Origin of the sequence: Hydrogenophaga sp. 5NK40-0174, assembly GCF_040372165.1 — a bacterium.
In the GTDB taxonomy this organism is placed as follows: Bacteria; Pseudomonadota; Gammaproteobacteria; order Burkholderiales; family Burkholderiaceae_C; genus Hydrogenophaga.
Map to the genome: position 1 here is coordinate 1 of NZ_BAABWG010000006.1, position 14,160 is coordinate 14,160.

The following is a 14,160-nucleotide window of genomic DNA, read 5'->3' on the forward strand; positions in this document are numbered from 1 at the left end:
CATCAAGGCCTACGCCTGTACCAGCTACAAGTCTTCAACGTATGAGCGCTGGAAGCTGACCAATTTGCGGCTGCCCAAGCCGCTGAATTGAGCAGACCCGTTGTTCATCCACGGCGGAGTGCTTTCATAATCCAAAAAGCGAAAGAACCTCCGGTGCGCTCTTCTCCTCTAAAATGACAATCACTTTCATTTCGCGGTGACCTGCTGCCAAGCAATAGCCGCCAATCATTGAACGGGAGAAGTTCAGATGGATCAGCTTGACCAAACCTCGCAAAACTACAGCCTGACGGCTGCCGGCCAACGCAACAAGGTGCTGCGCAACACCATGTGGCTGCTGGCCCTGTCGCTCCTGCCCACCATCGCAGGCGCATGGGTCGGGATGGCAACAGGCATCACGGCCGGCTTGCGTGGGTTCGTGGGTTTTGCCGTGTTCATCGTGGGCTTGCTCGCTTTCCAGGCCGCCATCTTCAAGTTCCGGAACTCGTCCACGGGCGTGTTCATCCTCATGGCCTTCACCTTCTTCATGGGCCTGATGCTCTCTCGGCTGCTGGGCTACGTGATGGGCATGAGCAACGGCACCACGCTGGTGATGAACGCATTTGCCAGCACCGCCGGCGTCTTTGCTGTGATGGCCACGCTCGCCACCGTCATCAAGCGTGATCTCAGCGGCATGGGCAAGTGGTTGTTTGCCGGCATGATTGCCATCGTGATTGCGGCTGCCATCAACCTGTTCTTCGGCAGCAGCCTGATGATGCTGGCTCTGACCGCCCTCTCCACCATTCTGTTCAGCTTCTACATGTTGTACGACCTGAAGAACATCATCGATGGTGGCGAGACCAACTACATCGTGGCAGCCACACACCTGTACATCGATATCTTTGCCGTGTTCCAGAACCTGCTGGCCATCTTTGGCATTTTCGGTGGCGACGACTGACGCACACGTTGTCTTGAACCGCAGAAAAAAGGCCTCTTTCGAGGCCTTTTTTTTTGATCACAGGGAACCCGATGTGATTCAAGTACACCGCATGGATGCCGATACAAGGTTCATCGATAGCCGCACACCGATTCGCATCATGACTCCCTCCCGTCGCCACATCACCATTTGCCTGATCAGTGTGACCGCACTGCTCGGCGGCTGCGATGCGGTCGGCATCGAGACGGTACCGCAATACAACGCACGCAAGGAGGCAGAGGGCAAAGCCATTGGCAGCGCCTGCCGCCACGCCGTCCGAAGTATCGAGTCCTGCTTCCGCTCCAACCCCAAAGCACCCAAGGCTGCCGTATTTGCAGGCTGGAAGGAGATGGACAGCTACATGCGTGAAAACGAGGTGGTGGGTATGCCCACGCCTCCTGGCGAGGAGGCGTCCCCACCGAGCGGTGAGCACGAAGAGACGCCGACCGGTGGACACGAGGATGGCAAAAAACACTCCTGACGCCACCTGCGGCGCCGGCGAGGCCAGCCGGCTCAGGGCAGTTCGAAAACTGCCATGCTCTCCACATGGGCAGTGTGCGGGAACATGTTGATGACACCCGCTGACCGGCAAACATAACCTGCCTGGTGCACCAGCAAACCAGCGTCGCGCGCCAAGGTCGCCGGATTGCAGCTGACATAGACAATTCGCCGGGGCGGCTGCCATCCATCTGTGCGCAATGACGGGTCCTGGTGCAGGTCTGCCAACGCTTTTGACAATGCAAAAGCCCCTTCGCGAGGCGGATCCACCAGCCATTTGTCCGCCACACCATCTGCCACCAGCATCTGAGGCGTCATCTCGAACAGGTTGCGGGCAACGAAGCCCGTCTGGGCCAGAGGCTGTGCACGACCGGCGTTGTTGAGTGCATAGTTCTCGCGCGATCGCGCCACCAGTGCCTCGCTGCCCTCTATACCCAGCACTTCACCTGCCTGGGTCGCAATGGGCAAGGTGAAATTGCCCAGGCCGCAGAACCAGTCAATCACGCGTTCGTTCTGCCGGGCATCGAGCAGGCGCAAGGCCCGCCCCACCATGACACGGTTGATGTACGGATTCACCTGCGTGAAATCGGTGGGCTTGAACGGCATGTGGATACCGAACTCGGGCAAAGCATAGGCCAGTTGGTCACCCCCTTCGTCCAGAAGGTGAACAGTGTCCGGCCCCTTGGGCTGCAACCACCATTGCACACCGTGCTGCTGGCCGAAATGGCGCAGGCGCGTCAGGTCGTCGGCAGACAAGGGCTCGAGATGTCGCAGCACCAGCGCGGTGACCTTGTCGCCGCAGGCCAGTTCGAGCTGAGGACAGGTTTCGCGCGCGTCCATGCCAAACACCAGCTCGCGCAGCGGCTCCAGCATGGCACTGACATGGGGCGGCAGCACCCGGCAAACGCGCATGTCGGCCACATAGCGGCTCTTGCGCTCATGGAAACCCACCAGCACTTCGCCCTTCTTGTGTACAAAGCGAACCGATAGTCGCCCTCGATAGCGGTACCCCCAGGTAGGCCCTTGAATCGGGCGCTGAATCGTCTCGGGCATGACTTTGCCCAGGTGCCACAGATTGGTCTCGAGCGCCCTTTGTTTGACCGCCACCTGAGCTGCCTCGTGCAGATGCTGCATCTTGCATCCGCCACACGCGCCCGCATGAAGACCAAAGTTGGGACACCCTGGCTCCACCCGCTGGGACGACTGGTTGTGTACTGCGGTCGTCGATGCGCCTTCCCACTGCTTCTTCCGGCGCGTCACCTCGGTACTGACCCACTCTCCTGGCAATCCACCTTCAACAAACACCACTTTGCCATCGGGCCGATGCGCAATGCCTTTGGCATCGATATCAAGTGACTCGATATACAGGCTGTCTTCAGGGACGGAGAGAGGCCGCTCAGGCGCGTTCACCAACGGAATGGCGATATCGGAAGCTGCGGCAGCAGTTTGGTCTGTCATGCTTGAATCAGGTGTTCGATACCCTGCCACCTGGCGCCAGGAGCGGTGCCGGGCAGAGTGAAGGAATAGGCCTTATTGCCAGGCGTCGAGGTACTCGCGCCAGTGTGGTTCGTCACCTGCGAGCTGATCCAGGTCGGATTTGATCATCTCGATTTCCTGGTCGTATTCCGCAGGTGTGAGCCCGCCCCGCATTTTCTGGAACCGGCAGTACATGAGGTAGGTGTTCATGACGTCCGTTTCGCAGTAGCGGCGAATCTCCTCGAGTCCGCCTGCCTTGTACTGGGCGTAGACCTGTGAGCCATCCATGCCCAGCTTGCCGGGGAAGCCGCACAGCTTTGCCAATGCGTCCAGCGGGGCATTGTTCTTGGGGGAATACATGGCCAGCAAGTCCATCAGGTCAAGGTGACGCATGTGGTAGCGACTGATGTAGTTGTTCCACTTGTAGTCGCGATCGTCCTCACCCATGTCCCAGTACTTGCTCGCTTCCACCCCGTGCTGAAGCCCCCGGTAGTGCAGAACCGGCAGGTCAAACCCGCTGCCATTCCAGCTGACGAGCTGTGGCTGGTGCTTCTCCAGCACGTTGAAGAAAGTCTGCACCACCTTGCCTTCGCTTTGACCATCGCGGTCGACAAACGAATGGATCTTGAGACCCTCGCTGTTGCGGAACACGCAGCTGATCACCAGGATGCGCTGCAGGTGCAGAGGGGCGAAATCGCTCTTGCCATCGGCTTCACGTTCGGCCTTCCATCGCTCATACACCTGGTCTTCCGGCATGTCCGCGGGCTCGCCGCGGAGTGAGCGAAGCCCTTCCGCATCAGGAATCGACTCGATATCGAAAACAAGAACCGGCCAGGCCATCAGCGCTTGGGCAGGTGGGTCAGGGGATCAACAGGCTTGCCCTGGCGGCGAACCTCGAAATGCAGCTTGACCCTGTCGGTATCGCTGCTACCCATCTCGGCAATCTTCTGCCCGCGTCGCACCGTCTGGTCTTCACGCACCAGCAGAGCCTGATTGTGGGCATAGGCGGTGAGGTAGGTGTTGTTGTGCTTGAGGATGATCAGGTTGCCATATCCGCGCAGACCTGCGCCTGCGTAGACCACTCGACCATCAGCAGCTGCCACCACAGGATCGCCCAGGCGGCCGGCAATCGAAACGCCCTTGTTGCGGGCTTCGTCAAACGTGGCGATGACATCGCCCTTGGCTGGCCAGAGGAAGTCGATTTCGTCCGGTCCGATGTCCGAAGCCTTGGTGGCAGGTTTCGGCTGCGGCGCGGCAGGCTCGGCCGCCGGCGCTGGTGCCGCACCTTCGGCGATCGGAGTCAGGGAACGCGACTCCACACTTGAAGAGGAAGCAGCTGCCGCTGGCGCAGTGGCGACTGGTGTGCCACCACTGTTGGTGGCCGGTGGGCTCATCTGGACGCCACCGGAGACTGCGGCAGGAGTGCTCGGCGGGGTTGGCGGAGCCACCCGCAGAACTTGACCGACCTCCAGAACGTTGGGGTTGGGCAAGTTGTTCCATGCTTGCACGTCGCGCCAGGCCTGCCCGCTTTCGAGGGCAATCCGATAGAGCGTATCGCCCTGTTTGACGGTGTAGAAGCCTGACTTGCCCGCGTTTTCGGCACCTGGCAAGACTTGCGCTGGCGTACCGACCGCTGCGCCCATCCGGTCTTCCACGGGGGCGGGCGAGGTGACTCGTTGCGTTTGACAACCAGCCAGCACCATGACGGCGGCAGCGACGAGCAGCACGGTCGTACGCTTGACCACCTGGCTTCCGGGCCCAGCCGTCGGCACATGGGTAGCAACAAGTGTTTCGGTCATGCTATGAATCTCCCAGCAAATTTGGTACAGGGGACGGGCACACCAGTGCGCCTCCCGGCGTGAAACAAGCAGGCGGATCACCTGCCTGCGTTCAAACTACACCCGATTTTAGAGGCACGAAGAGGACGGCCTCCAGGACGGTCTGCTTCACCCCGTGGGGAGTCTTGTCGATCACCACCAGGTTTTGCCGCCCGGGACCGGTTTGCGCCGGTGCCACGATGCGGCCTCCAACGGCCAATTGCTCGATCCAGGCGTCGGGAATGGCCTCCCCACCCGCTGCAGCAATGATGCCAGCATAGGGGGCACCTTTCGGAAACCCCTGCATGCCGTCACCGAGAATCAGGTGAACATTGGACAGTCTGAAGTGCCGAAGGTTCTCCCGGGCTTTCTCATGAAGGCCGCGCAGGCGTTCAATGGAATAGACCTCTTGCGACAAATGGCTCAGCACTGCAGCCTGATAGCCACAACCCGTACCGATATCCAGTATGCGATGAGGCCGCTCGCTGCGCCCCTGAATGAGCAGCTCGATCATTCGGGCCACGACATTCGGCTTTGAGATGGTCTGGCCCAAGCCAATCGGCAGGCTCGTGTCCTCATACGCCTGATAGGACAGGGCCGAGTCGACGAAGCGGTGGCGCTCGACCGCCTGCATGGCTGCGAGTACACGTTCGTCCTCTACACCCTGCTTGCGCAGTTTGGACACCATCGCTGCTCGCGCCGAGCGTGTATCGGATGCGCCGGCACCGGCGGTCGCTCCAACGACTTTGGCCGCCACAGGCTTGGCACCTGGCTCCATCCCCGCACTGCGGGCACTCGCAACTGCAGCGGCGGCCCTGGCCGTTGCCGACGCTGGCGCCGCTGGGCGGGCAGATGTGCCACCCAGGTCCAGTCGTGCGGGAAAACTCGGTCGCGGCCGGCCATCAGGGCGCGGCGGCACGGGCGACGCCGGGAAGCGCTTGTCGGTCATTCACCGCCCCCGGCTTGCCCCGGAACCCGGATGGTCCGCGCCAGCGGTGCCCAGTAAGGGAGACGCTCATGGTCTGTCAGGTCTACCTGCAGCGGCGTCATGGAGACAAAACCCTCATGTGCTGCGTGAAAGTCGGTTCCCTCGGCATCGTCCTTGGCCGGGCCGGCACCACCGATCCAGTACATGGTTTCACCTCGAGGGTTGACCTGCGTGATCACTTGCTCGGCACTGTGACGCCGTCCCAGCCTGGTGACTTTGACACCTTTGACGGCGTCTCGGGGAATGCTCGGGACGTTGACGTTGAGCAGCCAGGGCGCGTCATCGGATTGGCGCTGCCTGAGCGAAGGCATGAGCGATGAGACGATTTCTGCCGCCATCTCACCCGCAGTGTCCAGATGCTGCCAGCCCTTCTCGGTTTGAGAAAAGGCGATGGCCGGGATGCCAAACAGGTAGCCTTCCATGGCCGCTCCCACCGTGCCGGAGTAAATGGTGTCATCACCCATGTTGGCGCCGTTATTGATACCGGAGACCACCAGGTCCGGGCGATATCCCAGCAGGCCTGTCAATGCGATGTGAACACAATCTGCCGGTGTTCCGTTCACGTAGCGAAAACCGTTGGCCGCCTCGTGAACATACAGTGGCGAATGCAATGACAGCGCATTGCTTTTTGCACTGTTGTTTTGCTCGGGGGCCACGACCTCCACATCCGCCAGCGGCTTGAGTGCGTCGTACAAGGCCTTGAGGCCCAGGGCCTGGTAGCCGTCGTCGTTGGAGATCAGGATTCTCATCGAAGATGATTGTAGGTCTTGCTGACTGAACTTTGGCTGATCACTGCGCACCCGGCCGTCGGCAGCAACATGCAGACAACAAAAAAGCAAGCCCGGCAGAACCGGGCTTGCTTTGGTATCAGTTGGGGTGGCTGATGGGGCTCGAACCCACGACAACAGGAATCACAATCCTGGACTCTACCAACTGAGCTACAGCCACCGCAAGACAGGCATTATAGCCTGAAAATCAACCCTGATTCCACCTCGACCTCAGGAATCGGAAGTGTCTGTCAGCTTGGGCTCTGGAACCAGGATCTTGACTTCAAGCATCTTCTCCAGCAGCTTGTAGTAAGCCTCGCCTTCGGCTGAACCCCACCACTGCCCATACTGGCCAACCTCGGAAATGCGCTGGGTTGCCTCTGGCTTGTCTCGAGGCACGACACTCAACACCTTGACCACGGCATAGCCAGAGCCGCCCAGATCAACACCTTTGAACACTGGCAGCTTCTCCGGCGCAGCGCTGAGCGCGGCATCCAGTACTTGCGGTGGAACACCCTGGTTGCCATTGCGAGAGACGGTCACAGGTGCAGGCATTTCTGTCCCGTTCGCGCCCGCGTTCAACTGCTCAAGCGCCTTTTGGCCTTCTTCTTTGGCCATGGCAGCGGAACGCTCAAAGACCAGTTGGGTCTTGACCGCATCCTTGACCTCAGTCAGGGCCTGCACATGACGAGGGTCATGACGTGTCACACGAGCTGCCACCAGCTTGCCAGCTCCGGCTTCCACAGCTGGCGTGTTGTTCTTGTCTTCCAGTGAATCTGCCGCAAACAAGGCCTCAAGCAGCTTGGGCGCGTTCACAGCATCCGGTGCTTCCGGGTTGCCATTGCGCGTGATGCCCGTGGCCGTCTCGACCCTGAGGCCAAACTTGTCGGCCACCGGCTTGAGGCTGTCAGGCTGGTTGTAGGTGAGGTTGGCAAACGCCTCGGCGTTCTCTGCGAACAGCTTTTGCGATTGCTGGTCCCGAATGTCTTTCTCGATGTCCTGGCGCACCTCCTCGAAGACGGGCGGCTGAATATCGGTCAACTCGATGATGTGGTAACCGAACTCTGTTTCCACAAGATCCGAGATCTCACCTTTGCTCTTGAGTGCAAACACGGCATCCTCGAAAGGCTTGACCATGGCGTTTGGCGCGATGAAGCCCAGGTCACCACCATTGCCGGATGAACCAGGGTCCTGCGACTCTCTCCTGGCGATTTCGGCAAATTTCTCCGGGGCCTTCCGCACCTCGGCGAGCACAGCCTGGGCATTGGCAAGCACCTTGGCCCTGCCTTCTTCCGTGGCGTCTGCCGGAAGGGTCAGCAGAATGTGGCTGGCACGACGCTTGGTCATGAGACCCTTGTTCTGCTCGAAGTAGGCTTTCACCTCATCTTCATTGAGCTCCATTGTCTTGCTCAGGCTGGCACTGTCGAGCACCACGTATTCGATGTCCACCGACTCGGCGGCCTGGAAGAGTTCCTGGTTGGCGTCGTAGAACGACTTGATCTCCTCCTCACTCGGCGTGACCTTGTCCTTGAAGTCCTTGGCCAGGAACGTCTTGAAGCTGATCTCACGCTTCTGGAAGAACGCATCGAGCGCCACGTCAGCCACCGCTTCGGTCGGCATGGTGGTCGTGGTAATGCCGCCAATGATCTGCTGGCGCGCCATGTTGGCACGGTAGTTGGCTTCGTAACTCTCGGGCGTCAGGCCATTGCCCGCCAACAGATCCTGATACGCCTGAAGGTCGAGCGACCCGTCTTCGTTCTTGAGCTGGGCCAGTGTCGGGTCTTGCAAGAGCGCCTTGCTCAGGCGCTCTTTGGAAATCACAATGTGGAACTTGTTCGCGGCCGTCGACAGAACCCGGTCACGCACAAGAGCGGTCAGCGTGCCATATCGTGCGCTTGGCGAATCCAGGAGCTTGGCATCCAGATCCGGCATTTGTTCCTGCATTCGTCGAACCTGGTTCTGGTGAGCCTGCTCCCACTCGTCGCGCGTGATCTCCTCACCTGCGATGCTGGCCACTGCCTCACTGCGCTGGGTCAGACTTGTATAACCGTCAACGCCCCAAAGCACAAAGGACGGAACAATCAAAACCAGCAAGAAGGCCATCAGGTACTTCTTGTGTGTGCGAATGGACTCAAACATGCAGTATCAATCCTGAAACATCACGGCGCCTGCGACGATACATTCCGCGTCGACAGTGCGCATCAACAAAAAAGGCGAACCCGGGTTCGCCTTTTATTGGGTGGTGGGTGCTGACGGGGTCGAACCGCCGACCTACGCCTTGTAAGGGCGCCGCTCTACCAACTGAGCTAAGCACCCCACCGAAAACCAACCAGGGATGCTCAGTTCAGAGCGTCCTTCAGGGCCTTGCCCGGACGGAACTTTGGCACCTTGGCAGACTTGATTTTAATCTCAGCGCCGGTGCGTGGGTTGCGACCTTTGCGTGCAGGACGCTTGGTCACGGCAAACGAACCGAAACCAACCAGAGAAACGGTGCCGCCTTTTTTCAGCGTGGTGCGGATGGCAGCGATAGTCGAATCCAGAGCGCGGGTTGCTGCAGCCTTGGAAATGTCGGCATTCTTGGCGATGTGTTCGACGAGTTCGGTTTTATTCACGAATAGCCCCTCATGAAGTGTTGAAAAAATCCGTTGTGGATCGACTGACTCAAAACCAATGGTATCTCATGTGACCAGCGGAAAATCGATCAGCTTTGTTCGCATGCCCCGTCTTCCGGACTTCAAACAACCACTGGAAGATTAGACCCAAGTGATTTGCCTGCTGTCAATACGTTCAGAAGCAAACAGCCAGCAAGACCGGTGCGAAGGAAGGGATTCTAGACGCTTGGGCTGGCGACTGGCGGCCTCGTAGCAAAAAATCACGGTTTCACGGGCTTTGTAGGCCGATTTCATGTGTTTTGCAGCGCCTTCGCAACAGCGTCACCCATGCTGCTCGTGCTTCCCGTGCCGCCCAGATCAGGCGTCTTGCAAGAGACATCTGCGCGTGCGAGTGCCGACTCGATGGCCTCCACAATCGCATCGTGAGCGGCCTTGTGGCCCAAGTGATCAAGCATCAGGGCCGCACTCCAGATTTGACCCACGGGGTTGGCGATGGCCTTGCCGGCGATGTCCGGTGCCGAGCCGTGCACTGGTTCAAACAGCGACGGCCACTGCCCTGACGGGTTCAGATTGGCGCTGGGTGCCAGCCCGATCGTGCCCGTGCAGGCAGGCCCAAGGTCGGAGAGTATGTCGCCGAACAGATTGCTGCCGACCACCACGTCAAACGTGGCAGGCCTCTGCACGAAATGTGCTGTGAGGATATCGATGTGGAACTGCTCGACTGCAACATCGGGATACTGCCTGGCCATCTCTGCAACGCGCTCGTCCCAGTAAGGCATCGTGATTGAAATCCCGTTGCTCTTGGTCGCACTCGTCAGCCGTCGGGCCGGTCGCGATTGCGCAAGCTCAAACGCATATCTCAGGACACGATCGATGCCAACGCGCGTCATCACTGTTTCCTGCATGACCATCTCGCGCTCGGTCCCTGCAAACATGCGCCCGCCCACGCTGGAGTATTCCCCCTCCGTGTTCTCGCGAACAATCACGAAGTCGATCTCCCCTGGTGCATAAGGCTGGCCATCCTTGCGCACGACTGGCGCCATCACCCCGGGCATGAGCTTGGCTGGCCGGATGTTGACGTATTGGTCGAACTCGCGCCGGAACTGCAGCAAGGATCCCCACAGCGATATGTGATCAGGCACGGCCTCGGGCCAGCCTACAGCACCAAACAGGATGGCTTCGTGCGAGCCAATCTGCTGCTTCCAGTCGTCGGGCAGCATCTTTCCATGGCGCTGGTAGTAGGCACAGCTGGCAAAGTCGAAATGGTCGAGGGTCAGCTTGAACCCAAACCTCTCCTGTGCCACTGCGAGTACCTTCAGTGCCTCTGGCATGACTTCAGTGCCAATGCCGTCTCCGGCGATCACCGCAATGCGATGTGTGTCCTTCATGGTGAATTCTCCAGTTTCTGCGTCGACCTACCTGGCGTGTCCCGTGACTGATTTGGGTGAGCGGACCACCAGGCTCACCCCCACCGCCGTGATGACAATGCCGCAAAGCGTCACCATCGAGATGGGCTCGTCAAACAGAATCAAGGCAATCACGGCCGTGCATGGCGGCACCAGATACATCAGGCTTGCCACCGTCGCCGCTGCCCCGCGCTGAATGAGCAGGTACAGCAGCGAACTGCCCCCCAGCGTGAGACCCAGCACAGACCATGCCATTGCACCGCTGAGCTGTGCCGTCCAGCGCACGCTCTCTGTCTCCATGAAGGCCAATGGCAAAGCGACAACCAGCGCAGCAGTGAGCTGAACAGCATTGGCCGAGCGAACGTCACATGGTTTGACAAACCGCTTCTGGTAGAGGGTTCCGGCTGTGATTGAGATCAGCGCCCCGAACGCGAACAGCAGATTGACCGCATTGGCCTGATCGCCCGGGCTGCCGTGCGTGATCTTGCGCCAGACGACCAGGAGCAGGCCGAGCAATCCAAGAGAAAGGCCTGCCCATTGGCGGCGGCTGATCCGCGGTTGACTCCGATCCATCAGCGTCACCCAGATCGCCGTCAGGACAGGCTGAAGGCCCACGATGAGGGCCGAAAGCCCGGCCCCCATGCCTGCTTTCACCGCAGCCCATACGCCTCCGAGATACCCCGCATGCATGAGAACGCCTGTGACGGCGAGGTGAAAGACTTGCTGACGCGATGAAGGCCAGGCCACACGCGCCAGCACGATCCAGACGCCAAAGCAGAGAATGGACAGCGCGAACCGCCATGCCAGAAACGACATCGGGGGCGCATGTGGCATGCCAAAGCGGGCCACGATGAACCCGGTGCTCCAGATGAGGACGAACACGGCGGGGATGGCCGTGATCCATGGAGACTCTTCTGCGGCGCCGGCGGGAGAGGAGGTGCTCAACGTGCACGCGCCCGGATTTCCGGCAGCGCTTTCTGAAGGTAGTAAACCATGGACCAGATGGTCAGAACGGCCGATGCCCAGATCAGCCAGGTCCCCCAAACGTTCGTGTCAATCAGATCGGCCAGAACGCCGTCGTAGAGCAAGAACGGGATGGCAACCATTTGCACGGATGTCTTGACCTTTCCCACCATGTGAACAGCGACGCTTTTGCCTGCGCCGATGGTGGCCATCCACTCACGCAGCGCCGAGATCGCGATCTCCCTGCCGATGATGATCAGCGCCACAAACACATTCGCACGGTCGAGATGCACGAGAACCAGCAAGCTGGCGCAAACCAGAAACTTGTCAGCCACGGGATCCAGAAACGCGCCAAAGGACGAGGTCTGATTGAGCTTGCGGGCAAGATAGCCGTCTGCCCAGTCGGTCAGTGCAAACAGCACGAACATGACTGTGGCGGCCAGATTCTGCTCGGCCGTGCTCAGTGAGCCCAGGTAGAAGACACCGATGATCAATGGGATCGCGACGATGCGGGCCCAGGTCAACAAGGTGGGAAGGTTGAAGAACATGATGCCGCCATTATGGCCGAGGACTCAGTGCAAGGCCCGGTAGATCGCGTCTGCCAGTTCGGTGGAGATCCCCTCCACCGTGCACAGATCCTCCGCGGTGGCGGCTGTCACGCCCCTGACACCACCAAAGCGTTGCAGTAGCCTTGCCCTCTTCTTTGGCCCGACACCCGGGATGTCCTCCAGGCGGCTTCCCCCGGTTCTGACCTTGGCCCGCTGTGCTCGCATCCCGGTGATCGCAAAGCGGTGCGCCTCATCGCGGATTTGCGCGATGAGCATGAGGGCGGCCGAGTCATGGCCCAAATAGACCTTTGGCCGGCCGTCTGCAAAGACCAGCTCCTCCAGGCCAACTTTGCGCCCTTCCCCCTTCTCGACGCCAACCAGCAATGAGGTGTCCAGACCCAACGCTTCGAAGACTTCGCGTGCAACGCCGACCTGACCTTTGCCCCCATCGATGAGCACCAGATCAGGCAACCGGCGATCGGCCTTCTTGCGCGCCGGCGCGTTCGCGCCAAGCCCATCTGCCTGGTCCTGTGGTGGCACGGGCGCAGGGTGACTGCCGTCCCCTTCAGGCTCCGCGATGTCGACGCCACCCTCGGGATCAGCCTCCTGCATCGCCAAGGCGAGTGGCTCGTAGCGTCTGGTCAGAACCTGCCTCATGGCGGCATAGTCGTCGCCGGGTGTGATGCCTGCGATCTTGAAACGCCTGTACTGGGCGTTTTGCATCTTGTGCTCTTCAAACACCACGCACGATGCCTGGGTGGATTCCCCGGCCGTATGCGAAATATCGAAACACTCAATGCGTAGCGTCTCCAGCGATTCGTCGGGCAGGCCGAGTGCGTCTGCCAGGGCCCGGGTTCTGGCTTGCTGCGAGCCTTCTTCTGCCAGCAATCGTGCCAGGGCCAGCTCTGCATTCTTTTGCGCCATCTCCAGCCAGATTCGGCGGTGCTCTCGTGGCTGGTGCGTGACCGTCATCTTCAGTTGCAGCTGCTCTGTGAGCGCTGTCAGCAAATCCTTGCTGACCGGATGGCTGGTGATCAGTGAGTGCGGCGCTGGCGCACCCAGGTAATGCTGTGCCACAAAGGCCTCCAGCACGCGCTGCGCAGGGTCAATCATGGAGGCGGCGCCCTCTCCTTCAGCGGCCATGGCAGCTTCAATCTGAGTCGCATCCTCGACATGTGTCGGGAAATAGGCCCTGTCGCCCAGATGACGCCCACCTCTGACCATGGCAAGGTTCACACAGGCGCGCCCGCCCTGGACTTTCGCGGCCAGAATGTCGACATCCCGGTCGCTGACCGTCTCCACCGCCTGCTGGTGCAGCACCTTGGAGAGCGACTGGATCTGATCACGCACCGCCGCGGCCTCTTCATAGGCCAGAGACTCCGCATGGCCGGCCATTCGCGCTTCCAGTTCCTTGAGCACATTCTGCGTCTCGCCCCTGAGAAACGCCTCGGCATCTGCCACATCCCGACCGTACTCCTCCGGCGAAATCAGCTCAACACAAGGACCCGTGCAACGTTTGATCTGGTAGAGCAAGCACGGCCGTGTCCGATTGGCAAAAATCGTGTCTTCGCAGGTGCGCAACCGAAAGACTTTTTGCAAGAGCGAAATGGACTCTTTCACGGCCCATGCGCTGGGATAAGGCCCATAGTAGCTGTGCTTGCGTTCGACCGCACCGCGGTAGTAGGCCATCCGCGGGAAGCGTTGAAACGGTTGCGTGGACGCCTTGCCGCCGGCCTTGCCCCCACCATCCCTGAGGCCCGTGATCTTGAGGTAGGGGTAGCTCTTGTCGTCCCTGAAGAGAATATTGAACTTGGGGTTCAGGGTCTTGATGAGGTTGTTTTCCAGCAGCAGGGCTTCGGCTTCCGAACGCACCACCGTGGTTTCCATGCGGGCAATGCGGCTGACCATGTGGCCGATTCGGGTGCCGTCGTGGTTCTTCTGGAAATAGCTGCTGACGCGCTTTTTGAGGTTGCTCGCCTTGCCAACGTACAGAACCTGACCTTCAGCATCAAAGTAGCGATACACCCCCGGGAGGCCAGGCAAAGCCGCCACCTGCTTCAACAACTCATCCGAATGGCTACCACTGTTCATGGCGCTATTGTCCATCAGCACGGGAAGACCCATCGATTTCAG

Annotated in this window: 13 protein-coding genes and 2 tRNA genes; 2 read left to right on the plus strand and 13 right to left on the minus strand. The window is 60.0% G+C overall.

The genetic code is table 11. The features are described from left to right. The first annotated feature begins 247 nt into the window (after positions 1-247). Positions 248-934 carry a Bax inhibitor-1 family protein gene (locus tag ABWV89_RS17300; protein ID WP_353399768.1) on the plus strand — a complete coding sequence of 229 codons (687 nt, stop codon included), beginning with the start codon at positions 248-250 and terminating at the stop codon, positions 932-934. A gap of 73 nt (positions 935-1,007) precedes the next feature. After that, positions 1,008-1,433 carry a hypothetical protein gene (locus ABWV89_RS17305; protein ID WP_353399771.1) on the plus strand — a complete coding sequence of 142 codons (426 nt, stop codon included), beginning with the start codon at positions 1,008-1,010 and terminating at the stop codon, positions 1,431-1,433. Between the two features lie 32 nt (positions 1,434-1,465). Here ABWV89_RS17305 and rlmD read toward each other — a convergent pair whose 3' ends face one another. The 13 genes from rlmD to uvrC form a co-directional block, all read right to left on the minus strand. Next, the gene (rlmD, locus tag ABWV89_RS17310) at positions 1,466-2,908 is read right to left on the minus strand and encodes a 23S rRNA (uracil(1939)-C(5))-methyltransferase RlmD (protein ID WP_353399774.1); all 1,443 of its coding nucleotides are present in this window, start codon (positions 2,906-2,908) and stop codon (positions 1,466-1,468) included. Between the two features lie 72 nt (positions 2,909-2,980). Further along, on the minus strand, positions 2,981-3,766 hold the full coding sequence (locus ABWV89_RS17315; protein WP_353399777.1) for a 3'-5' exonuclease: 786 nt from the start codon (positions 3,764-3,766) through the stop codon (positions 2,981-2,983). Beyond that, a complete protein-coding gene (locus tag ABWV89_RS17320) occupies positions 3,766-4,629 on the minus strand; it encodes a peptidoglycan DD-metalloendopeptidase family protein (protein ID WP_353400109.1) in 864 nt (287 codons plus the stop codon). The genes ABWV89_RS17315 and ABWV89_RS17320 overlap by 1 nt, the downstream gene beginning before the upstream one ends. A 187-nt stretch (positions 4,630-4,816) precedes the next feature. Further along, positions 4,817-5,692 (minus strand): protein-L-isoaspartate(D-aspartate) O-methyltransferase, encoded by an 876-nt coding sequence (locus tag ABWV89_RS17325; RefSeq protein WP_502903251.1) that lies wholly within the window; start codon positions 5,690-5,692, stop codon positions 4,817-4,819. Continuing rightward, positions 5,689-6,480, minus strand: coding sequence for a 5'/3'-nucleotidase SurE (gene surE, locus ABWV89_RS17330; protein ID WP_353399780.1), 792 nt, complete (start codon positions 6,478-6,480; stop codon positions 5,689-5,691). The genes ABWV89_RS17325 and surE overlap by 4 nt, the downstream gene beginning before the upstream one ends. Positions 6,481-6,603: 123 nt before the next feature. Continuing rightward, positions 6,604-6,679 (minus strand) — tRNA-His (locus ABWV89_RS17335). A gap of 50 nt (positions 6,680-6,729) precedes the next feature. Next, a complete protein-coding gene (locus tag ABWV89_RS17340) occupies positions 6,730-8,637 on the minus strand; it encodes a SurA N-terminal domain-containing protein (RefSeq protein WP_353399783.1) in 1,908 nt (635 codons plus the stop codon). Positions 8,638-8,738: 101 nt separating this feature from the next. Then, positions 8,739-8,814, minus strand: a tRNA-Val gene (locus ABWV89_RS17345). A gap of 23 nt (positions 8,815-8,837) precedes the next feature. Next, complete coding sequence (locus ABWV89_RS17350; protein ID WP_353400114.1) at positions 8,838-9,140, minus strand: HU family DNA-binding protein; 303 nt, start codon at positions 9,138-9,140, stop codon at positions 8,838-8,840. Between the two features lie 260 nt (positions 9,141-9,400). Next, positions 9,401-10,498, minus strand: coding sequence for a tartrate dehydrogenase (locus ABWV89_RS17355; protein WP_353399786.1), 1,098 nt, complete (start codon positions 10,496-10,498; stop codon positions 9,401-9,403). Between the two features lie 27 nt (positions 10,499-10,525). Beyond that, on the minus strand, positions 10,526-11,461 hold the full coding sequence (locus tag ABWV89_RS17360) for a DMT family transporter (RefSeq protein WP_353399789.1): 936 nt from the start codon (positions 11,459-11,461) through the stop codon (positions 10,526-10,528). Then, complete coding sequence (gene pgsA / locus ABWV89_RS17365) at positions 11,458-12,027, minus strand: CDP-diacylglycerol--glycerol-3-phosphate 3-phosphatidyltransferase (RefSeq protein WP_353399792.1); 570 nt, start codon at positions 12,025-12,027, stop codon at positions 11,458-11,460. Before pgsA ends, ABWV89_RS17360 begins: the two co-directional genes overlap by 4 nt. Positions 12,028-12,051: 24 nt before the next feature. Beyond that, on the minus strand, positions 12,052-14,118 hold the full coding sequence (uvrC, locus tag ABWV89_RS17370) for an excinuclease ABC subunit UvrC (RefSeq protein WP_353399795.1): 2,067 nt from the start codon (positions 14,116-14,118) through the stop codon (positions 12,052-12,054). Positions 14,119-14,160: the final 42 nt, after the last annotated feature.